The sequence below is a fragment of the Clostridium sp. AM43-3BH genome (assembly GCF_003479985.1).
Taxonomy (GTDB): domain Bacteria; phylum Bacillota; class Clostridia; order Lachnospirales; family Lachnospiraceae; genus Otoolea; species Otoolea fessa.
Genome location: NZ_QUIH01000001.1, coordinates 695,796 through 720,664 on the forward strand (window position 1 = coordinate 695,796; position 24,869 = coordinate 720,664).

Below are 24,869 nucleotides of genomic sequence, written 5' to 3' on the forward strand. Positions count from 1 at the left end.
GTACGTGAAATATCCCTACAGTCCCAAAATCTTCTTCTGCATCAAAAGAACATCCAAAATATCTACTTTTCCATTTCCATTGAGGTCGGCGCGCGCGATTTCTTCCGCTCTTAACTTTCCAAGTCCCAGTATCGACCGCTGTGCCAGCAGGATATCCATGATGTTCAGCTTACCGTCGCCGTTGACATCCCCGCGCACCGACGATGCCGCATGCGTTCCCGATGTGGACTGGGATGGTGCCGTCGCGCTGGTCGGCGACTGACTCCCCTGCGGACTGCCGGCGCTCCCGACAGACTCCCCATTTGGCGCAATCAGGGTTCCGGAACTGCCGCTCCCAAATCCATTCACATTCGATCCCGGTGCGAACTGCCCGGAAGGAGAGCTTCCTGAACTGCTTCCCGAAGAGGTCGGACCGACAATCTGCACATCCGAACCGCCGGAGGAAGAATTTCCTGAACTGCTTCCTGAAGACATGCCCGGTCCCGTCGCCGGACCGCTAGAGCTGCTTCCAGAGGAAACGCCGCTTCCAATCGAGCTTGAGTAGGTCGGACCGCCCGACTGGCGCACTACGTGAAGGACGTAATTTCGCAGATTTCCATTTGCCGCTTTGACCGTCACGGTGATCTCATTGACACCGCTCTGCAAATCGACCGTTCCCGTTCCGGCAATCGTTGCCTTGGAATCAATCGCGCTCGCTGCTACCGTCACACTTGCCACCGATGGATCCACGATCAGATCGTAGGACTCTGTATCTCGGTTAAAGGTCGGTGTCAGTGCAAATCCATCGACACCCAGCGCCGACAGCTTGTTGTTCGGGCTGCCGTCCAGCGTCGGTTTGACGCAGGCGCCCGCCGGCATGTTTTTATACACCGGAATCGAGAACTCAAGTGTTGTATTTGCCAATGCCGTGATCTTCGAAAGCGTCAGTCCTTCGGCAGCTGCCGCCTGCACGTTCGTCATGTACTGGTGTTTATAAAGGTTGCTGCCCTGCACATTAAATTTCTTTAAGTACAGCGTATCCTGTCCTTTTTTTACATAATTCTCGCCGTAATAAACCGAACCGCCACGGATCGATTTCTCGATGCTGTTCCACGGGCGCAGATAGGTTCCCGACTGGGATGCCCACCAGAGTCCGCGTTCTACCGCACTCATCGAGCCGGACTGATATGCCTCTATATTAAAGAAGTTATAATATCCCTGATAGCCGGACACCGTTCCGGAAATACTGCGTCCGGTTCCCTGGCTGCCCTGTTCCTGCAGAATCATCGACGCCAGAATATATGGATTGACTCCCGATTCGGATGCCGCATTCATGATGATATCTACATAGGAAGTACCGATTTCAGACTGCTGCGCCACTCCCGTGGAAGTTCCCGAACTGCTGGAAGTGCCACTTCCCGGTGCACTTGTTCTTCCGCTGCTGGTTGAACCAGAAGTTGTTCCAGTTGTGCTGCTTTCCGGTGCGCTTGTACTGCCACTGGTGGTTCCAGCCGTGCTACTGGTTGTCCCCGATGACTTATTCGATGTGCCGCTGCTGACCGGCGCCGTCTCCCCGTCTGCATTGTTGGAAGAAAATCCATCTCCCGCCATGCCCGGTCCATTGGTCGCTGCCACCCGCTCCGTCTTATGATCGCTGATCGAAGCGATCGGAGACGACAGACCGGCGCTGCTTCCGCTCGAACCTGACGAACTTCCCGGTCCCGTCGCTGAACCGGAAGAAGAGCTTCCTGAACTACTTCCCGTACCGGCCGATACCGACGAGCCGCCCGACACCGTGCCGGAAAGGAAGGTTCCGCTCACCATGTTCTGCAGCCCCGTCTTCGTGTGAAGCGAACTGTCATACGACTGTTTCATGAACTGGTAAATATATTTATCATTTAAGAAATTCCGCGGATCCATATAATAGGCGATAATATCCGAAGACGCCTGTACCCAGGAGCTTCCGTCAAAACCCGGCCAGGTTCCGGTTCCCCAGTCATACGCACCTGTCTCGGTCGATTTCCAGGACGAAATGCTGCTGCTCGCAACCAGGTTCCGCCCGATCACGCTTTCATTTTTCAACGCTGTGTTCCAATCCAGATTCGTCTGGAACGCCGTGAACGTCCAATTCGGATATTGTGCATGCAATTCCCGGAGCCCCTGTTTATAGCTCTCCGGAAATCCCTGCTTTGTCAGATAGATTTCAAAATCCGAATCCGATTTGATCGCCGTCGGAAACTTTATGTATTTGCTCGAAACATACCCCGTCTGCTCACCGCTGCTTCCGCTATATCGTATCTGATACCATACGACGCCATCCGTTCCCGTCTGCTCACCAAGTACTGTAACCGGTGCGCCCTTGGACAGCTTCGCTAGTGCCTGATACGAAGTGCCCGGTCCACTCCGGACATTCAGGTTTGTCGCATTGACCGACGCGGTTCTCTCTTCCGCATAGCTGACGATCCCCAGCAAAGACTCTGCTGCAGTACCTGCCAGCCCTGGGTTGACCGCCATCACAGCGCCCAGCAGAAACGCCGCCGCCCGTTTCCCCAATAACTTCCATTTTTTCATCCGTCTATCTCCTCATTCTGCTGCGGTTTCTGCAATTCATCCCCCGCAGCGGAATTCTTATTCTGTCTGCCGCCGCATTTCCAGACAGCCGCTCGACTGTTTTCCATCTTTTTCACGTTTTTACAATCGTATCTATTATAATGAAAAAAGACCATATGTGTCAACCTTACCGAAAAAACTTCGCAAAATTTGGGGTCTTTGCGTGAAATTGTAAGATTTTCTTAATTTTTAGAAGCAGTATAGGTTGGCTTCGAAATGTTTTCCGGATACATGATTTTTGAATGCATGACCGCATGAAAAAGAATGTGCCTTGGCACATTCTCGCGCCGAGCGCGGTCGCTTGCGACATGTTTCTGCTTCGCGCGAGTGCGCATCCTCGCGGAGCGTTTTTTTGTTTCATAGGACATAATTTCCTATGAAATAAAAAAGGGAGTGCCAACCCGGTACACTCTACCGATTCTGGCACTCCTTTTGGCTCAAAATCCTTAAATTCTTTTTAGCTTAGATCTGGTAAGACTCGCTTTTTCTTCCAGCCCAGGTATTGATTCCGTTTCCATCCATCTCCTCAGTGGACACCGGTGCTTTCTTTACTTCCGGTGCAGCCGCTTTCAGGATTTCGCGTTTCTCAACCGGCGGTTTCTTTGCCGGACGGGACTCGAAGAACTCTTTTGCTACCTGTGGGAACAGTGCATAAGTCAGGACATCCTCATCCTGCTGCTTCCACTGCTTCATCTCCGCCTCAATCTTCTCAAGCTGCGGCTCGATCAGATCTGCCGGACGACAGGTGATCGGTTTTGCATCGCCGATTGCTTTCTTCTGAACTTCTTTGTCGAACGGCTTTACAGTCTGTCCGAACTCGCCCATCAGAAGTTTCTTGGATTCCTTTGTGAACATCTTGTAGCGCTCGCCCATCAGGACATTTAATACAGCCTGCGTACCAACGATCTGGGAAGACGGAGTAACTAACGGCGGCTCACCGAAGTCTTTGCGGACTCTCGGGATCTCTTTCAGAACATCGTAGTATTTATCCTCTGCGCGCGCTTCTTTCAGCTGGGAAACCAGGTTGGAAAGCATACCGCCCGGAACCTGATAACGCAGGGTATTGATGTCAACGCCCAGAACCTTGGTATTCATCAGACCACTCTTTAACGCTTCCTCACGCATCGGGCGGAAGTAATCTGCGATCTCCGCCAGTTTTTCCTGATCCAGTCCGGTATCATACGGAGTACCTTTGAAGGTCTCAACCATAACCTCGGTCGCCGGCTGGCTCGTTCCCATCGAGAATGGGGACATCGCGGTATCGATCATGTCAGCGCCCGCTTCCACTGCCTTTAAGTAAGTCATGGCTGCAACGCCGGAGGTGTAATGCGTATGGATATCAATCGGAAGATCAACTGCCTCTTTCAGTGCTTTTACAAGGATCTCTGCATTATACGGAGTCAGAAGACCTGCCATATCCTTGATACACAGGGAATCAGCGCCCATATCCTCGATTCTCTTTGCAATGTCTTTCCAATAATCCAGTGTATATGCATCACCCAGTGTATAGCTCAGCGCTATCTGTGCGTGTGCTTTTTCTTTGTTGGCTGCCTTTACCGCTGTCTCCAGGTTGCGGATATCATTTAAACAATCAAAAATACGGATAATATCAATACCATTGGCAACTGATTTCTGTACGAAATATTCTACCACATCATCTGCATAGTGGTTATAACCCAGAATATTCTGTCCACGGAACAGCATCTGAAGTTTTGTCTTCTTAAAACCATCTCTCAGCTTTCTAAGGCGCTCCCACGGATCCTCCTTCAGGAAACGAAGGCTGGCATCGAATGTCGCTCCGCCCCAGCATTCTACTGCATGGTATCCAACCTCATCCATCTTTCCGATGATCGGAAGCATCTGCTCCGTTGTCATTCTGGTTGCAATCAGAGACTGGTGCGCGTCACGAAGGACAGTTTCCACGATCTTAACCGGCTTTTTCTTTTCATTTGCCATTCTAAAGATACCTCCCAATACACTTTTATTATGAGTCAACTATCTGCGACCTGGCTGATTAAATAATTCACAGCCATATTTTTATCTATTATACCACAAGTTTTCCGATTTCTGGATAGTTTTTTTAATATAATTTCATAAGTAAATTCTATATCGTGGAAATGTGGGTTGTGATTTTTGCTGATGTCAGGGAGCTTTCCTCTGCGCCGCGTGGGGGCGGCTGGAGAAAAAAAATTTCTTGGTCACGTCTTTCTAGTCCGCAGTGCGGCAGCTCGAAAAAACTTCGTTTTTCCTCGCTGTCGGGCATTCGCCCTATGAAAAAAAGAAGCCACACACAGCTGCTTTTGTGTAAACACAACGCTTCTGTGTGTGGCCTCTTTTTTTCGCACTGCTCTTTGCTTACGCAAGTTTGGACTTAGCCAGCTCTGCCAGTTTTGCGAAACCTTCTGCATCGTTGATAGCCATGTCAGAAAGGATCTTGCGGTTCATCTCAACACCAGCCTGCTTTAAGCCGTACATGAACTTGCTGTAGGACAGACCATTGATACGTGCTGCTGCGTTGATACGAGCGATCCACAGCTGTCTGAACTGTCTCTTTCTCTCTTTACGACCAGCGTAGGAGCTTGTAAGAGCTCTCATTACGGACTGCTTAGCTACACGGTACTGTTTGGAACGTGCGCCTCTGTAACCCTTTGCCAGCTTTAATACTCTATTGTGTTTCTTTTTAGCGTTTAATCCGCCTTTTACTCTTGCCATCGGTTATTTCCTCCTTCTTAATCCTCGAATCTTATAAGTACGGTAAAATCTTCTTCATTACCTTGCTGTTTGTAGCATCAGTAACGATGTCTTTTCTAAGATTTCTTTTTCTCTTTGTAGATTTCTTAGTTAAGATGTGGGATTTGTAAGCTTTATTTCTTACTAACTTTCCGGTTCCGGTTGTTTTAAAACGTTTAGCAGCTGCTCTGCTTGTTTTCATTTTAGGCATGGTGTAGTCCTCCTTAATAATAGTTATGTCCTTATATCTAGCGTTTCGCAGAAAGGAACAGTACAATACTTCTTCCTTCTACTTTTGCCGGTTTATCAACGGCTGCGATATCGGCAAGCTTCTCTGCAAAATCGTCAAGGATATACTTTGTCTTTGACATATGTGCCATCTCACGACCTCTGAAACGAAGTGTAACCTTTACTTTATTGCCTTTTTCCAGGAATTTTCTCGCATTGTTCATCTTGGTATTCAGGTCATTTTCATCGATATTCGGGGAAAGACGAACTTCCTTGATCTCGATTACCTTCTGTTTCTTCTTAGCTTCTTTTTCTTTTCTTGCAAGCTCGTATCTGTATTTACCGTAATCGATAATCTTGCAGACCGGCGGCTTCGCAGTCGGAGCAATCTTTACTAAATCCAGTTCCGCTTCTTTCGCTAACTTGTAAGCATCCTTTGCGGACATGATTCCAAGCTGCTCTCCATTTTCGCCAATCAAACGAACCTCTCTGTCTCTAATCTGTTCGTTAATCATTAACTCGCTAATAGTCGTGCACCCCCATGATATGTGATGATTTTGGTTGATTCAGTGTCAAAAAAAATAAGTGAACAGTACAGACCATCCACTTACTCATAATAGGAAATCCAATATAGGAAATTTCTCAAATTTATGAACCCACAGTCACTTGCTCGTGCTGAGGTGAGGTAGATAACCTGCTTTCCTGTCTTCGTAAAGTTGTTTCCTCACAACTTTTGTTAGTATACTATGGTTTCTTTGGAATGTCAACCGGTTTTTTCGAGATTTTTGAGAAGATTTACAAATGATTTTTAAATATGGTTCACGTGTTGCGCAAATGACGGCAACGTACGCAAATACATTTACGGACATACTAAAAACTACCGCCGGATATCATTACCTCTGCCCAGTTTTGCTTCGTTTCTGACAGAATTTTCCATATCCGGCGGCATTTTTTATTTCGAATACTTATGCAGGCTTTCTTCTATTAAAAAAGAAAACCGCACCAGTCACCGTTTCTGGAAACTCGAACATTCCGTCTGCATAGAAACCGTCGCATTGCCTCCGGTGATTCCGATGTGTTCCGCGCTGCACCGGCGGTCTGTATTATAAACACAGTTCGTTGCCTCGCACTCTACTTCGAGACGGCTCTCCGGTGTTTTAAAAAGGTTGCGGAATGTGCCGCCTTTCTTCTCGTCGAAGCTGCCGCAGCAGGTATCGCATTTATCCTGCGCCGTCTTTCCTTCTACCAGAATGGTATTTTTACAGCAGCAGTTTTCCGCATTGTGCATACATCCGGTTACACTACAATCCAGTTTTGTCATGATTTTTCCTCCTGTTTTCTGACATGCATCACCGAAAGTCTCCTCCGGCATCCAGCCGTCAAACTTTTCAGCGATACACTTTTCAATGTGTCATGGTTTTCGTTGCTGTTCACACATGTATGACCAGTAACGGGATTTTACCGATACTTCGCATTCCAAATCGGCAAAATCGGCAACCAGAACTGTATCGTACGGAATTTTCAGTTCAGAAAATTCCTGCCTGTGAACAGTTACTGGTTTTTAGATTCAGGAGTAGTATCTGCTTCTTTTTTGGATTTATTCGTGTAAACTAAAACAAACGCATCCATGATTTTATCTCACAGATGCGTCTGCCGGATTTTTTAATTTTTCAAAATTATTTAGCTTCGTCTGCTTTCACAGTCTCACGCAGGTTTTTCTCTTCGATCTCCTTCTGGATGGACTCGATGAAGCTCTCTACACTGCTTGCGCCCTCGTCACCCGCAAAACGACTGCGGACGGAAACGGTCTTCTCTTCTTCCTCTTTCTGTCCAACAACCAGCATGTACGGGATCTTCTGGGTCTGTGCCTCGCGGATCTTGTAGCCGATCTTCTCGGAACGTGTATCCATCTCTGCACGGATGCCAGCCTCGGTCAGCTTGTCCAGAACTTCCTTGCTGTAATCTGCGTATTTGTCAGAGATTGGAAGAATCTTTACCTGTACCGGTGCCAGCCAGGTTGGGAATGCACCTGCGAAGTGCTCGATCAGGATACCGATGAAACGCTCGATGGAACCAAATACAACACGGTGAATCATGATCGGACGATGTTTCTCGCCGTCTGCTCCGGTGTACTCTAATTCAAATCGCTGTGGAAGCTGGAAGTCAAGCTGGATGGTACCACACTGCCAGGTTCTTCCGATAGAATCTTCCAGATGGAAGTCGATCTTCGGTCCATAGAATGCGCCATCGCCCTCGTTTACCACATACGGCAGTCCCAGCTCTTCCAGAGCGGAACGCAAGCCTTCGGTTGCCATCTCCCAATCTTCATCACTTCCCATGCTGTCTTCCGGACGGGTGGACAGCTCTACGTGATATTTGAACCCAAACAGGGAATATACCTGGTTGATCAGGTGTACAACGCCCTTGATCTCGTCCTTGATCTGCTCCGGTGTCATGAAGATATGTGCATCATCCTGTGTGAAACAGCGTACACGCATCAGACCATGAAGCTGACCAGATTTCTCATGACGATGAACGATACCAAGCTCACCCATACGCAACGGCAGATCACGGTAGGAACGTGGCTCAGAAGCGTATACTAAAACGCCGCCCGGACAGTTCATTGGTTTAATTGCGTAATCCTCTTCATCGATCACAGTTGTATACATGTTGTTTTTGTAATGATCCCAGTGTCCGGAAGTCTCCCAGAGCTTGCGATTCAGGATGATCGGAGTGGAAATCTCTACATAACCAGCTTTTTTATGGATTTCTCTCCAGTAATCAAGCAGGGTATTTTTCAGTACCATGCCCTTCGGCAGGAAGAACGGGAAACCCGGACCTGCATCGTGCATCATGAACAGGCCAAGTTCTTTGCCCAGTTTACGATGGTCACGTTTCTTTGCCTCTTCCATCATTGTGATGTATGCTTCCAGATCCTCTTTGGTTGCAAATGCGGTCGCATAGATACGGGTCAGCATTTTGTTCTTCTCGCTGCCTCTCCAGTATGCGCCTGCCAGATTCATCAGCTTAAATGCCTTACCAACACCCTTGGTGTTCATCATGTGAGGTCCTGCACATAAGTCAGTAAAATCACCCTGACGGTAGAAGCTAATCTCTGCATCCTCCGGCAGATCCTCGATTAATTCTACCTTGTACGGCTCCTCTTTCTCCTTCATGAACTCGATCGCTTCATTTCTCGGCAGAGTAAAGCGCTCCAGTGGAAGTGCTTCTTTGATGATTTTCTTCATCTCTGCCTCGATCTTTGGCAGATCCTCTGCAGTCAGAGGGGTAGCCGGATCGACATCATAGTAGAAACCGTCTGCGATGGACGGTCCAATCGCAAGTTTTGTCTCCGGGTAAAGGCGTTTTACAGCCTGTGCCATTACATGGCTGGCGGTATGGCGCAGAGCTGCCAGACCTTTCTCATCCTTTGCAGTCAGGATATTTAACTGACAGTCATGGTCGATCACGGTACGAAGATCTTCTTCCTCACCGTCAACCTCACCCAGACATGCCACTCTCGCCAGGCCTTCGCTGATGTCTTTTGCAATGTCGATGATGGACATCGGGCTCGCATATTCTTTGACAGAGCCATCTTTTAATGTGATCTTCATCTTTTTTCTCCTTTTCGTTCTGAAATAATAAAAGCTTCCTGACCAGAAGAACCAAAAAAGTCCCTTAGCCAGATGTTTCTGACTAAGGGACGATAAATCGCGGTTCCACCCTTATTGAATCGATCGTTCGGATCGACTCCACTTCATTCTGATGATAACGGAATCACCGTTCCCGATTAAGGGACATTCAAAGCTGGTATTCAGATTTGTTTTCCTGTCCGGCGCTTCCACCCACAGCCACCTGCCTCTGTTATTTCAGGCTTTTCCTGCGACGCCGTTCTCTGTCCAGTTCCACAATCCTACTGGTCTTCTCAACACTTTCTTTATATAGATAAACCCGTTTCTGGTTCATCATTACAGTCTCGATTATATCAGCTGTTTCTATTTTGTCAAGATATTTTTCTCTTGAGTTTTCACTGCATTGACAGACCGCCTCTTTCATGGTATGATAATAAGGATCTAAATATAAGGGCCAGTACCGGTTTCGACAGGGATCATGAAGCTGGTGAAGCTATCCGCATGCGATGCGTTAAATGGCAAACTTAAAATTAAACGCTAACAACAAATTAGCATACGCTGCCTAATTTGGCAGTTGTCAGCCTTAGAGCACTCACACTTTAAGAATCTGGCATCGAATATGTGAGAAACGATGACAGGCGGGTTCCGGACTGTCAGGCGTATCAGGAACTACTGAAGTTCTGAGGATGTTCGTTTCCGCAGGATAGAGGGAATGTCAAAGAACGGACTATGATAGTAGAAGAACAGGGAATTGGTTTTTGGACACGGGTTCAACTCCCGTCTGGTCCACTAAAAAGAACTGCCGCCCAGCAAATCATTTGCTGATGCGGCAGTTCTTTTTCTTATCTATTTTTATTCTGCATCTTTTACCGATTCTGGAATATCTCAATAATCGCCTTCACGATCGCCACCAGCACATTCCACATCCGTTTTAACGGACCTTCTTCACTGCTGCCGTCTGCCTCCTGATCGGAGATATCGGTTGATTCATCATCATCGCTGATCTCATCGGTCCGCAGGACGATCTGCACGCTGTTCGGGGACGGATTTTTCGAGGAGGTAAAGGAAATCTTCTCCGCCTCCGGATCTATGTTCAGGAAGTTGTTCTCATCCTCAAACTTATCGATCTGCTCATCGAGCGTACTCTTCATGTTTTCCCCCGCTTCCCGAACCGCCGCAAGCTGATCGATCATGGTCAGGTTCTTATCAAGAATCTTCTCCATGCCCTGCAGCGTTGCCTTGGTTCCGGCATCCAGCGAATCACCTGCCGAAATCAGCGTGTCATTCAAAAGACTGAGCATATCATGTGTGGTATAAAGCGCCCTGGTCAGCCGGTTCATCAGTTCTTCAGCATCAGACAGGGAATCCAGCATCGTCGGCACATATTTATCCGTTGTGTCAATCAGGACCCGCATATCATCCAGCAAATTAATCAGTTCATCGGTCGAACTTCTGAGCGCCGATAAAGTCGAACCCGTCTTGCCAGTAATATCTCCCGCCGTCTTGAACGCACCATTCACTTTATTCACAATCGTTTTCGCAGTTTTCTGCGCCTGCTCCACTTTCTGGAAAATGCCCTTCGTCTCTTCCACCAGACTTGCAGCATCCGCAGAATAAGTAGTCGCTGACAGAGACTCCAGCGCCTCCTCTACATCATCTTCTGCATTGCCAATCTCATCTTCCCAGCTCGCATCATTGACACCGCCGCTTCCCGGCTCGCCGGACGGTCCGGCTGTCAGGGCTCCCGCAGAAACCTCGGTTCCAAATGCATTCACCTCTGCATCCTGACCCGAGGAGTTGTCTTCCGAAGCGGAACCCGAATTCTTAGCAGAATCCGTCTCTGCCTTGTCTGCCGTCGAAGCAGGATTCTTCTCTTCCGTCTTTGTCGCTGATTCAGCCGCTTTTTCCGCCTGGTTACCAGCTGCACCAGACGCTATGCCTGCGCCCGCTGCTTCCTGTTCAGCCGAATCTTTACTTTCTGTTCCTGCTGAGCCAGAGGCCGAAGTGCCTGCTGCCATTTCCGCGTCATCCGTGGTATTTGCAGAACCCGTAGTTTTTGCATGATCGGCGGCACCTGCAGAATCCGTGATATCTGCGCTGCCAGCCGCCCCCGCTGTCTGACCATTTCCGTTTCCAGATGCCGCCTCCGACGATACAGATGTCTCTTCCTTCTCCGCACTCTTCATCTTGCGGATCCGTTTCAGCTTCATGCCGTCTAACGTGGCTAAACTCTGATTCAGGCTTCCAATCCCCTGTTCTGTCACCGCCAGGGAGGTATTTCCCTGTCCCAGAAGTTTATCGAGTTCTTCCAAAATTTTCTGGACTTCCGCCGTCTTCTGAGCAAGCTCTTTCTCGATCTCCTCCTGCGACTGCTGGCTGAGCAGTCCCTTGTTCAGCTCATCGGCTGCCGAACGCAGCGATTTACTCAAACCTCCCAGACGATCATACAGGCGATCTAGTTCATCCTGCATATCTTCCATCGTATTGGAAAGCGCCTGTGTGTTGCTGTTAATATCCGTCACCGCATCGCGCGCCGTCTGTAAATACGGAATCATGACCGTCGTCTGATCCGTGACCGCCTGCAGATCGGCAAGCGCCTGTGTCGAGAGCGCCTCGATCTGTTTCCGGTTAGCACTGACGGTTCCACGCGCCTGATCGAGATTTGCCAGACCGCCCTTCACGCCGGAAACATCCGACTTCATGGATTCCATCGTCTTTAACAGCGCATTCATGCTGTCATACATCTTGTTTCCATCCTCGCGCCAGGTATCTTTCGCCTCTTTCAGATCCTTGATGCGGTTCAGCTCATCCAGGGTCCCCGGAACCATCATCATAATGACTCCGATATTCTCATACTTATCCGTGCCGACCCGGACTGTAAAATCGCCGTCCTCGCCCGGAAGCGCCGCAAACATTGCCGCCTGATAGCTTCCAACCGACTGCACCTGCGCGCCCGGCGCATCGACACTATAGCATTTCTCCATATCCACCGGCACAAGCACGGTCAACACCATATTATTTTTGTAATACGCCTTCGCCTCCTCATTCGGGGTCGCCTTTACATTGACCTCAACCAGACCAGACGCCCCCGCCAGTTTGGATGCATCCGCTTCCACTCCATTAAGTTTATAGGAAACGTCAAACGTCCAGGGCAGATCGACGCTGTTTTTCGGCATCGTACATTGATAATAAAAACGCGAATTCTTCTCCGGCAGTTTCCATGTGACGGTTCCATCGCCAATTTCCGGCGCCGTGTCGTCCGTCATGTTGACCACCTTGTCATAGGTACCATAATCGGTATATTCGGTCAGTCCATTCGTGGTACAGCCTTTGACCACATTGATCTGCGTTGCCGTTCCATAATAGTCCAGATTGACATACATCGTTTCATCTACCTGAACTCTTGGTGCAGCCGCCCGGACAGGAACTGCCGCACTCGTTACCAGCGTAACCGCTGCCAGCGTCGCCGCCGCTCCTCTTCTAATGATCTTCTTCATGGCTTCCAGCCTCCCTTTTTTCTGTCATCTTCCGTTTCCGGTCTTTTCTTCGTTCTCTCACTTTTCCGAGTAGCCGGAGCTTTCTTCTGTGTTTCTCCCGCGCCTCCGCATCGGAATCTGTTTTCTCTTGAGAACCGCCCATCTCTGTCATTTCTGTATCTTCCAGCGCTTTCGTTTCAGCTTCGAATTGTTTTCTTTTCGACGTAACTGAATCTACCAGCGGCTTTTTCCCTTTCCACACGGCACCAGCCACGCGTCTTGCCGCCCGTTTCATACGGGCATGGCGGCGTTCGCGCCGTTTTTTGAAAAACAGATGAATCCTCTCAAATTCGTTCTGCATCAGGATATGATCAAACAATACCAGAAATGCCGGCATCAGGGAGCAGACAAAAAGCATACTAATCAGAGCCCCCCGTCCAATCAAATGTCCCAGATCGCCGATCGCCGCGACACTCGATACCTTGTATACAATATATCCGGCACAGGTCAGGATCGAACCGGATGTCAGAATCGCCGGAATACCAAGATTCAGCGCCCCGATCGCCGCTTCCTTCTTATCCATCGTCTTGCGGCATTCCAGATAATTGTTCGTCGTCAGAATCGCATAATCGACGGTCGCGCCCAGCTGGATACAGCTTACGATAATGTAACCAATGAAAATCATCGTGTCTCCGACGATGTACGGTACCGCCATATTGACGAAAATCGCGACCTCAATCGGAATCATGATAAGGAGCGGAATAATCAGTGATTTAAAACTCCACATGACAACCACAAATACGCCGATCAGCGACATCACATTGACACGGCTGTAATCCTTCGTGATCGTCGTCTGGATGTCCTGTGTGGACGGTGTTGTGCCGACCAGATACGAATTTTCCGGATAATATTTCTTCATGATCGCCTGGATCTCATCCGAGCACTGGTACGCCAGCTTGCTCTCGCCCTTACTCTTAACGTAAATAAGGATTCTCGCATAATCTTTTTTATGTAACTGGCTTGTGATGCTGTACGGAAGGAAATCTTCCGGTACGCCCTCCGGGAGCTGCCCGGACAAGGACGTTACACTCTTCATGTACGGCAGGTCTTCCAGCTCATCCGTGAACTGTTTTTCCTTGATAAAAGAAGTATCCGGCACGATTGCCATCATCATATTGCTTCGTCCGAATTTCGCTGTGATCAGCTCATCATCCTCATATACCGTCGTTCCCTCGCTGGCGCCGACCGCGTCATTTCCGTAGAGGAAATCGTTCATGCTCTGCGCCGTGTATGCCGGGATCGCCAGCACCGCAATCAGAATCAGCACGATGCGGCGGCTGTTGTAGATACCGTGGCTGAGCTTATCAAACGACGGCAGGAACGAACGATGGGATGTTTTCTCAATCATCGGCGTCATACGCAGAATCATCGCCGGCATAAAAAACACCACTGTCAGAAGACTCAGGACAATACCTTTTGCCAGCACAAGTCCCATATCAAATCCGATATTAAACTTCATAAAACACAGAACGATAAATCCGACGATCGTCGTCAGGCTGCTGGCGAAAATGGAGTTTAATGCCTCATTGATCGCGTTGCTTAACGCGGTCATCTGATCCAGTCCCTTTGCCTTTTCCCTCGCAAACGCGTGGCTTAAGAAAATCGAATAATCCATCGAGCAGGCGAGCTGCAGGACCGCCGACACACTGTTCGTCAAAAAGGATATCCGCCCGATAAACAGGTTCGTTCCTTTGTTCAGGACGATCGCCACGCCCATGACCGTCAGATACAGCACCGGTTCAAACCAGGAGTTCGTCGTCACGGTCAGAATCAGGAAAATAACCACGACCGCCAGCGTCATAATCAGCTTCATCTCGCTCGAAACATTTTCCTGCAGCGATTTGTTCTGAACCGCCATGCCGACGTAATGTCCCTTGTCTCCGAGAATGTCCTTGATCTCATCGATCGTCTGGGACGTCCTCTTATCCGTGTCGCCGTTTACAAAAACAATATCCATAACCGCCGTATTATCCTTGTAATACTCATCAACACTATTAAAGTTGATAAATGCGTCCGCCGCGTATACGCTGGTCGATGTATCGAGCCACATGACCTGATCGACTCCGTCCAACGCCTCTATTTTATCCTTGTAGGCTTTCGCCTCATAAAGCGAAACATCATCAATCATGATGCGCCCCGTGCCGGGGTAGCCGAATTTCTCTTCCATCAGGTCCAGTCCCTGTTTGGACTGGACGGTCGACGGCAGGTATTCCGTCAGATCATAGTTGATCTCGACAAACGGCGCCATGAGCGCTGATATCAGCACCAGAACCAGAAAGACAATCTCGATCGCCCTGCTCCGCTCAATGATGAATTTCGGCAGGGAGAAGGCTTCTTTTTCCGTCTGTTTTTCTTCTTTGCGTTTATGTAAAAATTTCAGTTTCATGCCTGCTTGCTCCTGTCATACAATGATTGCGATCCTTACCGCATCAAAATAATCATATAATAATGCTTATCGCCGACCTGCTGATGTGCAACACCCATTTCCTTATAATAAATCACCCGGTCCACGCGCTTTTTCTCGTCGCTGTCGTGATTACGCAGAAGCTTTTCTTCTGCCTGCGTCACATCATCACAGTTGATGAGGTAAATCTCCGTATGACGTCTCGCAGTGCTTTCCCCGATGGATTTGAGGTAATTATCAAGTGTGCCTTCATCCGGGATCCGGCTGCTTCCATAGCCCTTACTGCGTGCCATCGCCAGACGGTGTTCGGCGATCTGCTGTAATTTTCCATTTAAAATAAAGCTGGCATCTTTATCGTAATCTTTTTTGTCATCGTCATAGTAATCTTCTTCCTCATCCCCGTCAAACGCGTCCGCCTTCAGCTCATTTAAGCTGTCCGCCATCGCCTGGGTATCTGCATCCAGAAATGCCAGCGTGTACGCGCCGCCGCCCGTGTTTTTCTTCTTTTTGGCGTTCGCCAGGCTGCCGTCCGCGTTGATCGTATACTGCGTCTCATCCTTTGTGAAGGTCGTTCCCTCCATCGCGCCGCTGTCTTTCAGGAAATAGTATTTTCCGTCGATATTCTGCCAGCCGGTCGCCATCGCGCCGTCCCCTTGCAGATAATACCAGGTTCCATTTTCCTGCTCCCAGCCCGTTTTCATCAAACTGTCTGCTCCGAGCAGGTACCATTTTCCGCCCATCTGCTGCCAACCCGTCAGGTAAGAACCGTCCATTCCCACCAGATAATAACCATTCTCCACCGGCTGCCAGACACCCGCATCATCCGCAAGCACTGTCTGGGCGGCAGACGCTGAGAAAAGGAGACTTACTCCTGCAATTCCTGCCAGCCGTACTATCTTATGTCCCAGAACCGCTTTCAGCGCCCTTTTTAACCCCGGCGCCGTCCGTTTTTCTTCCTTCTTCATCCACAAACTTCTGTCCTTCATACGCTGTCCTCACTCTTCTTTATGCTTATTGATCGGATCCATCTGTTTCCAGTTCCACTCCCCGTGCCGTTAAAAGTGCCCGGAGCATCGCCGCCAGTTCCTTTTCCGAGATCCGGCTGCTGTCAATCAGCATATTATAACTTGCTTTATCCGCCCATGTCTTTTTTGCATAAAAATTATAATAATTTTTCCGTATTTTATCCGCTTGTTTGATCAGGTATTCAGCTTCTTTTTCATCTGTCTCGTAACGCCGCATAATCTCCTTCACGCGCGCCTCCATCGGGGCATATATAAATAGAGAAATAAGCCCTTCTGTCTCCTCCAGGATCTTGTCAGCGCAGCGTCCCACGATAATGCATGGACCTTTCTTCGCATACTCCCGGATCAACTGGGACTGCACGACAAACAAGGTATCATTCATCGGCTTTCCATAACCGGTAAACGGATTGCACTTGGCCGGAACCTTAAAAAGAAAACGGTTCGCCTTCATCTCGTCCGCCTCTTCCAGTTCCTCCATCTTAAATCCGCCGCACACCGCTGCTTCCTCTATCAGATGGCGGTCATAACAGGGAATTCCCAGTTCCTTTGCCAGAGACTTCCCCAGATTATGGCCGCCGCTTCCAAACTCTCTTCCGATTGTAATGACAAAATTTTTCATACCAGATTCCACCTTCGTATCTATTTCCTTTTGCTTTCGCATATGCTGCAGGTTCTCATAGCCGTTCCTTTCACGATTGTCAGCCACTCCTGCCGTCTGTGAAACGTTCCATACAAAAGACTTCTTCGCAGTGAACAGTTACATCTAAAATAGAGCATATACAACTCATGTCTGTTTAATTGACATTTGTTCATTTTTGAACTATAATGCATTATACTAAGTTGTTCGAATGAATACAATAATCATTTTTACGTCAGTTGTATTTTAATCAACATTTCATCACATTATGTTTGTTTTTTGTATCTGGTGTGCCCATTTTTACTTATTTTTAACACTCCCTTCATCCACAGCCTCCGATACACAGTCATACGGCGTTTCCCCGTCTGGAAACGTTCAGAAAGGAAGTCACTATGAAAGAAGAAATACTCGACCGGCGTGTACGAAAGACGAGACGCCAGTTAAAAGAATGCTTAACCCGCCTCCTCAAAGAAAAAAAAATTCAGGATATCACGGTGCGCGAACTCGCCGAGATGGCTGACATCAACCGCGGCACCTTTTATCTTCATTATAAAGATGTCTTTGACCTGATGGATCAGATCAAAAATGAACTGATCGAGGAGGTTGAGTCTGTCCTGACGCACCATCCCGTTCCCGAACTGGTAGCGCGCCCTTCCCTCGCACTCTCAGAACTATTTCCTCTTGTACAGGAAAATGCAGAGATTGTTTCTATTTTAATAGGAGAAAACGGTGATCTGAATTTTGTCAACCGCCTGAAACGCATTGTCAGCGATAAATGTTTAAAAGGCTGGCTGGATCTCAAATGTTCCAGCGATCCGGATACGCTCGCGGCATTTTCCGCCTTTATCGTTTCCGGCTGTGTCGGTACCGTTCAGTACTGGATCGAAAGCGGCATGAAGGAATCCACAGAACAGATGGCAATCTTGACAGAGGACTTTATCTTAAAAGGCATCCGGGTGCTGGAAAATCCGGCTTGACTTTCACGAAATTCCGTGCTTTAATAAAACTGCAATTTTTAAAAATTCAGAAAGGAGAACCACATGGACAGTTGTGACAGCAACGGGCGAAGTCGTCGCGATGGGCAAAATCAAACTATGAATTCCAACCATGCGTACCAGACTGTTGGTCTGCCGCAGGGTCTTTTTGAGTGTGAATCGGGCTGTCTGGCAGCACATTTCCGTCTGCTTTAACAGGCTGGTGATTCAGTGCTGAACGTTTCCCGGCACGATTGGTTTTCATATATATTTGTCCATCGCCCTGGCGCGGGTTTGAAACTGCTATCTGCGGCATTTCATCCTGTTCCCGACTGGCGGTGGATTTTTTTATCCCCGCACTGCTCGCCCTGTACGTCCCAAACGGCATTAAATAGAACGACAGAAAGCGAGGGAACCAAATATGAATCAGACTCCAGAAATGGACGAAAAGAAAACAAGCTCCCCGGAAACGGCTCCGATCGCCGCAACCGCAGAGCACAATGCTAATTTTGAAGAAAATATCCGCTCGATCATCCGCAGCGGAAAACCGGCAAGCGTGATCCGGGATGACCTCGACAATTACCATGCAAACGATATTGCCGAGGTTCTGGAAACACTGGACACTGCGACCCGGAAACGCCTCTACAATATTCTCTCTCTGGAAATGACGGCAGAGATTTTCACCTATCTCGATGAACCGGCGCCTTATCTGCATGAACTGGGGCTTGACCGGGCGGCAGCCGTTCTGGCAGAGATGGATGCCGATGAGGCGGTCGATATCCTCGAAAATTTAGATCCGGAGGAAAAAGAAGCCCTGATCGCGCGCATGGATCAGGAATCCAAGGATGATATCCACCTGATCTTTTCCTACGATGAGGAACAGATCGGTAGCCGGATGACAACCAACTACATCGTCATTCCCAATAACTGTACGATCAAGCAGGCGATGCGCCATCTGATCTCCCAAGCGGAGGACAACGACAACATCGACACCATCTACGTCGAAGACGAAAATGGGCGCTATTTCGGTGCGATCGAGCTGAAAGATTTAATCACTGCCCGTGAGTACATGAAGCTGGAGGACATCATCAGTACCTCCTATCCGTATGTGTACGCGGATGAGAAATCTTCGGACTGTATGGAAGAGCTGATCGATTACAGCGAGGATTCTATCCCGGTACTCGATCGGAACCATAAGATCATCGGCGCCATCACTTACGAGGATATCGCCGAGGCGATCGATGACGAGATGGGTGATGACTACGCAAAGCTGGCAGGTCTTACTTCAGAAGAAGATCTGCACGAACCACTGTTACAGAGTTTGAAAAAGCGCCTCCCGTGGCTGGTGCTGCTGCTCTTCCTCGGCATGGGTGTTTCCTCGGTGGTCGGTATTTTCGAGCCGATCGTTGACCGTATCGCCCTTCTTATCTGCTTCCAGTCGATGATCCTCGACATGGCAGGCAATGTCGGCACCCAGTCGCTGGCTGTCACCATCCGTGTCCTGATGGATGAGGATATCTCCGCGATGCAGAAGCTGGGATTTGTATTCAAGGAAATGCGAATCGGATTTTTAAATGGACTGCTGCTGGGCTCGGCTTCGTTCGTCGTAATCGGCATTTTCATCCATATTATGAAACAGAAGAGTCTTTTCTTCTCGTTTGCACTTTCCGGCTGTGTCGGCATCTCTCTTCTGACCGCAATGGTAATCTCCAGCCTGGTCGGCGTACTGGTGCCGATGCTGTTTCACAAGCTGAAGGTTGACCCGGCAGTTGCGTCTGGTCCGCTTATCACGACGGTGAATGATCTGGTAGCGGTTGTGACTTATTATGGACTGGCAGAGATTTTGCTGGTGGATGTGTTTCATTTAGTATAGAAACCGTTTAATACAGAGATTTGTCAGCGATCTTCTTTTTTAGCGACTTCTCCCTGCTTCTTATAAATAGAGTTTGCATCTACCCCGCCGCGCACGCTGGAAAGCGGATAGATATTGGTGCCGCGTCCGATGATGCTGCCTGGATTTAGGATGGAGCCGCAGCCTACTTCTACGTTATCACCGAGCATGGCGCCGATTTTTTTGCGTCCGGTTTCGACCTTGCCGTCTTCGGCGTGGATTTCTACCAGAAGTTTATCGGATTTTACGTTGGAGGTGATGGAACCGGCGCCCATGTGGGATTTGTAGCCTAAGATGGAGTCTCCGACGTAGTTGTAGTGCGGTACCTGTACTTTGTCGAACAGGATGACGTTTTTAAGCTCAGTGGAGTTTCCGACTACTGCACTTTCTCCGATCAGGGCGCTGCCGCGGACGAATGCACAGTGGCGCACCTCGGCGTCTTTGCCGACGATGGCCGGTCCGTGCAGATAGGCGCTGTCAAATACCTTCGCGGTCTTGTGAACCCAGATGCTTTCACCGCGTTTCTCATATTCTGCCGGATCCAGGCTATTTCCCAATTCGATGATAAAATCACTGAGACCTGCCAGCGCCTCCCACGGGTAGGTAAACTGTTTCAGATAATCTGAAGCCAGCGTATGGGTTAAATCATATAATTCTGTGATTTTCATTTCTTCTTTTTTCATGATCATTGCCTTTCCTAAAATTCAATTGATTCTATTATTATAAATAAGCTATTTGGTTCCAGCTTTTGTCGCTCTTGCAGCTTTCATATTTCCCGCGCTCTTCGCACTTCTCGAACTCTTCTTCTCTTTCTCTGCATTCTGGTAGAACACAGCAACCGCATCAAACGCCGGCCGCAGCCCATACGCATTTCCCATATGAACCGCATTGTAAGTGCGTCCGATAACGAAGCGCTCTAATTTCTGCATATATTCATCCGGTGTGATGCTGCCCTCTGCCACATAGGTCAGACCTTTTTCCCAGCTTGCCGTCAGCTCCGGGTTGAGAAGCTGCTTCATGGATGTGTGTACGACCTCATAAATCAGTTCTCCCAGATAGGTCGGCGTGATGACCTGCGTTTTTTCGTTGAGCGCCATGTATTTGATGTTGAACAACTTTTTCAGGATCTCCGCGCGGGTTGCACTCGTTCCGATGCCGCTGCCCTTGATCTGGGCGCGCAGCTCTTCGTCTTCGATAAGCTGACCGGCATTTTCCATCGCCAGAATCATCGAACCGGAGGAATAACGCTTCGGCGGAGATGTCTCGCCCTCTTTGATCTGCAAATCATCCAGTGACACTTTCATCCCCTTTTTGAGCTGTTCCAGCATCTGGATAAACTCTGGGTGGGACGCGTCAATTACCTTTGGCTGGCTGCTGTCTGTTCCATCTGCTTCTCTTGCCGGATTTTCCGCATCATTTCCATCTATACCTGGTTCAAGGCGGTTCGTTCTGCCGACACTTTCCCCGGCGGTGTCCTTTTTCTTTTTCGGAATTTCCGCCACCTTGAGATATCCCGCTTCTTTCAATACCTTGAAACCGGCAAAGAAATGTTCACTTTTTACCTCAATCTCAACCGCATATTTCTGGTAAACCGCCGCCGGATAAAAGATGCTTAAGAAACGGCGCACAATCACCTGGTAAATCTTGCGGTTCAACTCCGGGAGACTTCTCAGCGCGCCGAGTCCCTGTCCGGTCGGTATGATTGCGTAGTGATCGGTAATCTGCTTATCATTGACATAACGCGTTTTTGCTATGTTCTTCCACAGCCCTGCCTGCATCGCCTCCGATGCAAATGCCGCCAGCGGCTCATAATGCGTCAGACCGCCGATATTTTTGCTGATCTCCTTCGCCACCGCCGTTGAAAGCACACGCGCGTCCGTTCGCGGATAGGTAACCAGCTTTCGCTCGTACAGCTCCTGCACCACTTTCAGGGTCTGATCCGGGCTGATTTTAAACATTTTAGAACAATCATTCTGGAGCTCCGCCAGGTTATAGAGAAGAGGTGGATTTTTGGTTTCCTTTTTCTTTTCCACTTTTAAAATGGTTCCCTGCGAAGTATTATATACGCCCATTAAACCCGCGTCCGCTTTTTCTGCGTCGCTGATCTCTGACTGCATGACTCCCGAATTTTCGCTTCCATTCTCGCGTTCCCACAGCCATGCAATCAGCGCCTCCGCGTCCTTTCGCTCCTTAAAACCATTTTCCTTATACAGACACGGCGTTCCATAGTAACGGCTTCCTTCCACCGCCCGCCATTCGCCGTCAATCGAGATGCCTGCCGGTCCAAATGTACCGATCACGCGGTAAAATGGCGTTTTGACAAATTCCCGGATCTCCCTCTCCCGGCGGACTACCATACCGAGGACACAGGTCATGACGCGTCCGACTGAGATCACGGTCCGGTCAGAACTTCGCATATAGTTAGAAACAGATGGTCCATATTTCAACGTCAGTGCGCGGGAAAAGTTAATTCCCATCAGATAATCTTCTTTTGCCCGCAGATATGCCGAATCCGCCAGATGATCGTATTCGGACAGATCCTTCGCTTCGCGGATGCCGCGCAGAATCTCTTCCTCCGTCTGTGAATCGATCCAGACGCGCTTCTGTCTCTTGCCCTGCACGCCAGCCATCTGCGCGACGAGGCGGTAGATATATTCTCCCTCCCGTCCCGAGTCGGTACAGACGTAGATTGTATCTACATCCGCCCGGTTTAAGAGACCGCTCACGATTCCAAACTGTTTCTTCACGCTGTCGATAACCTGATATTTCCATTCTTTCGGGAGAAATGGAAGTGTCTCCAGACTCCAGCGCTTATATTTCATATCATATACTTCTGGATAGCTCATCGTGACCAGATGTCCAACACACCAGGTCACAACCGCATTTTCCGACTCAATATAGCCATCCACCGATCGTCCATTTACCTTGAGTGCATTTGCGAACTCACGCGCCACGCTCGGTTTCTCGGCTATAAATAACGATTTTGCCACGTTGTTCTGCTCCTATCTTACTAATTTCGTAACTGTTCAGTACCTTCACAGTCACGCGCAAAAATCCATTAAAAATTGCCTACGGCAATGGGATTTTTGTCTGCTGGCCCATGTTTTCGTACGGTCAGCGCAGTAAATGCGCAGACCTGCTGAACAGTTACCTAATTTCCTCTAATTACTTTTCCGCTTCGGCGTCCACTCCGCCAGAATCGCCGCCGCAAACATCAGCGCACAGCCAATTAGCATCCGCAACGTCAGCTCCTCATGCAGCAGCCAGACAGAGAACAGGAGCCCAAACACCGATTCAAACGACAGTAGAATCGAGGATGTGCTGGCGCTCAGATATTTCTGCCCCACTGTCTGAAGCAGAAAACAGAGCATACTGGATGCGAGTCCCAGATATAGCATCGAAACTGCTACTCCCGGCAGTGTAAATACTTCCGGATGGAATGCTCCTTCCGTGAGAAGCCCCAGCACCCACGAACACGCCGCCGCTGTTCCCATCTGCATGACCGTCAGGCGGATCGGAGTGCAGTATGCCGTGAAGCGATCCAGAAAAATCATATGAACCGCAAAGCAGATGCCGCACACCAGCGTCAGGAAATCACCAAAATTGACCGACAGCTCGCCTTTCAGCGATAAAAGCGCCAATCCCACAACAGCAAATCCCGCTGCGATCAGGTTATTTGCCTTCGGGCGCACATGATTAACCGCCCATGCCAGAAACGGCACGATCACCACATACAACGTCGTAATAAACGCATTTTTACTCGCGGTCGTGTATTTCAGCCCATACGTCTGAAAATAATAACTGATAAATAGAAACAATCCCGCCAGTGCGCCGCATTTAAACTCCTGCATCGACATTCCCCGGATCTGTTTCCAGAAAAGAGCCGCCATCCCAAGCGCCGCGATCGTAAACCGGTACGCCAAAAGGTATGTAGGTGTAATCGCGTCCATCGAATTTTTCATCACAACGAACGCGCTGCCCCAGATAATTGTTACAAATAAAAGGCTGGCAGATGCCAGCACTTTTACTCCCTTGTTGTTTGTCTCACTCATGTCAATCTCTATCCTATGTCAAAATGATCACAAATCAAATACAAATTTAAACCGTCATAAATTTATAACTGGTCGTTGTATCGTATTTCTCGCCCTTTTTCACGACCGGGGATGCAAATCCCGGCATGTTGACTGCGTTCGGGTAATACTGCGTCTCAAAGCAGTATCCCTGGCGTCTCGCATACTTCACACCGCCCTTACCCGGAACCTGTCCGTCCAGGAAATTGCCCGTGTAGAACTGAACTCCCGGCAGATCGGTGTATACCTCCATCTTGCGCCCGCTCTCCTCGTCGATCGCAGCCGCCGCCAGACTGAATACGCCTGACTCATGGTTGAGAATCCAGTTATGATCGTAGCCGCCGCCCAGTTTTAACTGATCGTAATCCGCTTCAATATCACGTCCGATCGGCTTGAAATCTGAGAAATCCATCGGAGTCCCCATTACCTTGCGGATCTCACCGGTCGGGATCAGCACCTTGTCTACCGCCGTGATCGCATCACTGTCAATGTAAACCATCTGCGAAAGCACCGGACCACTCTCATGGCCTGCCAGATTGAAATACGCGTGGTTTGTCATATTAAAAATGGTATCCTGATCGCAGGTTCCCTCGTAATGAATCTTTACTTCATTTTCATCTGTCAGCGTGTAGGTCACACGGATCGAGGCATTTCCCGGATATCCCTGATCGCCATCCGGGCTTTCCAGTGTAAACGAAACCTGATTAACGCCCGTCTCATATTCTGCCGCCCAGATACGGTTCCGGTAAAAATCCATGCCGCTGTGCAGGTTGTTCGGACCATCATTCGCCGTCAATTCGTATTTTTTATCATTTAACGTAAACGCCGCGCCGCCAATCCGGTTTGCATTTCGTCCAACAGCCTCGCCCAGATGTCCATCGCTTACCAGGCAGTCTGCTACTGTTTCATGTCCCAGCAGGACATCCGCCATCTCTCCGTTCCGATCCGGCACCAGCATCGTGGACCAGATTGCACCCAGATCTAAAAAGGATGCAGAAACTCCATTCTGATTCGTCAATGTATAACGGCTGACCTCTCTGCCATCTTCCATTGTTCCAAAGATTGTCTTCTCAATCATGCCAAATCCCCCTTCATTTTTAGAATCCGAAAAATATTTTTCGCATTTTTTATGCTTACTTATGTCAGAATAAAT

At 48.9% G+C, this 24,869-nt stretch carries 17 protein-coding genes and 1 other RNA gene; 3 read left to right on the forward strand and 15 right to left on the reverse strand.

Features of this window, described 5'->3' with window-relative positions:
- Nucleotides 1-15: 15 nt before the first annotated feature.
- The 7 genes from DW931_RS03000 to thrS all read right to left on the reverse strand — a co-directional run bounded on the left by DW931_RS03000 (nt 16) and on the right by thrS (nt 9,161).
- Nucleotides 16-2,550, reverse strand: coding sequence for an SH3 domain-containing protein (locus tag DW931_RS03000; protein WP_118468728.1), 2,535 nt, complete (start codon nt 2,548-2,550; stop codon nt 16-18).
- A 501-nt stretch (nt 2,551-3,051) separates the two neighbouring features.
- Nucleotides 3,052-4,545: an oxaloacetate decarboxylase subunit alpha gene (locus DW931_RS03010; protein ID WP_118468732.1), complete on the reverse strand. Its 1,494-nt coding sequence runs from the start codon at nt 4,543-4,545 to the stop codon at nt 3,052-3,054.
- A gap of 399 nt (nt 4,546-4,944) precedes the next feature.
- Nucleotides 4,945-5,301 carry a 50S ribosomal protein L20 gene (rplT, locus tag DW931_RS03015; RefSeq protein ID WP_022358436.1) on the reverse strand — a complete coding sequence of 119 codons (357 nt, stop codon included), beginning with the start codon at nt 5,299-5,301 and terminating at the stop codon, nt 4,945-4,947.
- Nucleotides 5,302-5,332: 31 nt separating this feature from the next.
- Complete coding sequence (gene rpmI, locus DW931_RS03020) at nt 5,333-5,530, reverse strand: 50S ribosomal protein L35 (protein ID WP_022358435.1); 198 nt, start codon at nt 5,528-5,530, stop codon at nt 5,333-5,335.
- Nucleotides 5,531-5,567: 37 nt separating this feature from the next.
- On the reverse strand, nt 5,568-6,062 hold the full coding sequence (gene infC / locus DW931_RS03025; RefSeq protein ID WP_107000016.1) for a translation initiation factor IF-3: 495 nt from the start codon (nt 6,060-6,062) through the stop codon (nt 5,568-5,570).
- A 491-nt stretch (nt 6,063-6,553) separates the two neighbouring features.
- Nucleotides 6,554-6,868 (reverse strand): DUF1540 domain-containing protein, encoded by a 315-nt coding sequence (locus tag DW931_RS03030; RefSeq protein ID WP_107000017.1) that lies wholly within the window; start codon nt 6,866-6,868, stop codon nt 6,554-6,556.
- Between the two features lie 355 nt (nt 6,869-7,223).
- On the reverse strand, nt 7,224-9,161 hold the full coding sequence (gene thrS / locus DW931_RS03035; protein WP_118468734.1) for a threonine--tRNA ligase: 1,938 nt from the start codon (nt 9,159-9,161) through the stop codon (nt 7,224-7,226).
- 469 nt (nt 9,162-9,630) lie between these two features.
- Between thrS and ssrA the strand changes: the two genes are divergently transcribed.
- Nucleotides 9,631-9,971, forward strand: a transfer-messenger RNA (tmRNA) gene (ssrA, locus tag DW931_RS03040).
- A 74-nt stretch (nt 9,972-10,045) separates the two neighbouring features.
- Here ssrA and DW931_RS03045 read toward each other — a convergent pair.
- The 4 genes from DW931_RS03045 to DW931_RS03060 are packed head-to-tail and all read right to left on the reverse strand — an operon-like array spanning nt 10,046 to nt 16,763.
- Complete coding sequence (locus tag DW931_RS03045; protein ID WP_118468736.1) at nt 10,046-12,676, reverse strand: hypothetical protein; 2,631 nt, start codon at nt 12,674-12,676, stop codon at nt 10,046-10,048.
- Entirely contained in the window at nt 12,660-15,101 is a 2,442-nt protein-coding gene (locus DW931_RS03050; protein WP_107000020.1) for an MMPL family transporter, read from the reverse strand. Before DW931_RS03050 ends, DW931_RS03045 begins: the two co-directional genes overlap by 17 nt.
- A 35-nt stretch (nt 15,102-15,136) precedes the next feature.
- Nucleotides 15,137-16,105: a cell surface protein gene (locus DW931_RS03055; RefSeq protein ID WP_243015281.1), complete on the reverse strand. Its 969-nt coding sequence runs from the start codon at nt 16,103-16,105 to the stop codon at nt 15,137-15,139.
- Nucleotides 16,106-16,130: 25 nt separating this feature from the next.
- Nucleotides 16,131-16,763, reverse strand: coding sequence for a cytidylate kinase-like family protein (locus DW931_RS03060; protein ID WP_118468738.1), 633 nt, complete (start codon nt 16,761-16,763; stop codon nt 16,131-16,133).
- Nucleotides 16,764-17,173: 410 nt separating this feature from the next.
- Here DW931_RS03060 and DW931_RS03065 point away from each other — a divergent pair, with 410 nt between their 5' ends.
- Both DW931_RS03065 and mgtE read left to right on the forward strand, forming a co-directional pair.
- A complete protein-coding gene (locus DW931_RS03065; protein ID WP_107000022.1) occupies nt 17,174-17,758 on the forward strand; it encodes a TetR/AcrR family transcriptional regulator in 585 nt (194 codons plus the stop codon).
- A gap of 418 nt (nt 17,759-18,176) precedes the next feature.
- Nucleotides 18,177-19,628 carry a magnesium transporter gene (gene mgtE, locus DW931_RS03070; RefSeq protein ID WP_233430158.1) on the forward strand — a complete coding sequence of 484 codons (1,452 nt, stop codon included), beginning with the start codon at nt 18,177-18,179 and terminating at the stop codon, nt 19,626-19,628.
- Between the two features lie 23 nt (nt 19,629-19,651).
- On the opposite strand, the gene DW931_RS03075 is transcribed toward mgtE, so the two are convergent.
- From DW931_RS03075 to DW931_RS03090, 4 genes are all read right to left on the reverse strand, one after another.
- The gene (locus tag DW931_RS03075) at nt 19,652-20,329 is read right to left on the reverse strand and encodes a UDP-N-acetylglucosamine pyrophosphorylase (protein ID WP_118468827.1); all 678 of its coding nucleotides are present in this window, start codon (nt 20,327-20,329) and stop codon (nt 19,652-19,654) included.
- A 48-nt stretch (nt 20,330-20,377) separates the two neighbouring features.
- On the reverse strand, nt 20,378-22,636 hold the full coding sequence (locus DW931_RS03080) for a DNA topoisomerase (protein WP_107000023.1): 2,259 nt from the start codon (nt 22,634-22,636) through the stop codon (nt 20,378-20,380).
- Between the two features lie 171 nt (nt 22,637-22,807).
- On the reverse strand, nt 22,808-23,698 hold the full coding sequence (locus DW931_RS03085; RefSeq protein ID WP_118468740.1) for a DMT family transporter: 891 nt from the start codon (nt 23,696-23,698) through the stop codon (nt 22,808-22,810).
- A 46-nt stretch (nt 23,699-23,744) separates the two neighbouring features.
- Nucleotides 23,745-24,794: an aldose epimerase family protein gene (locus DW931_RS03090; protein WP_118468742.1), complete on the reverse strand. Its 1,050-nt coding sequence runs from the start codon at nt 24,792-24,794 to the stop codon at nt 23,745-23,747.
- Nucleotides 24,795-24,869 lie beyond the last annotated feature (75 nt).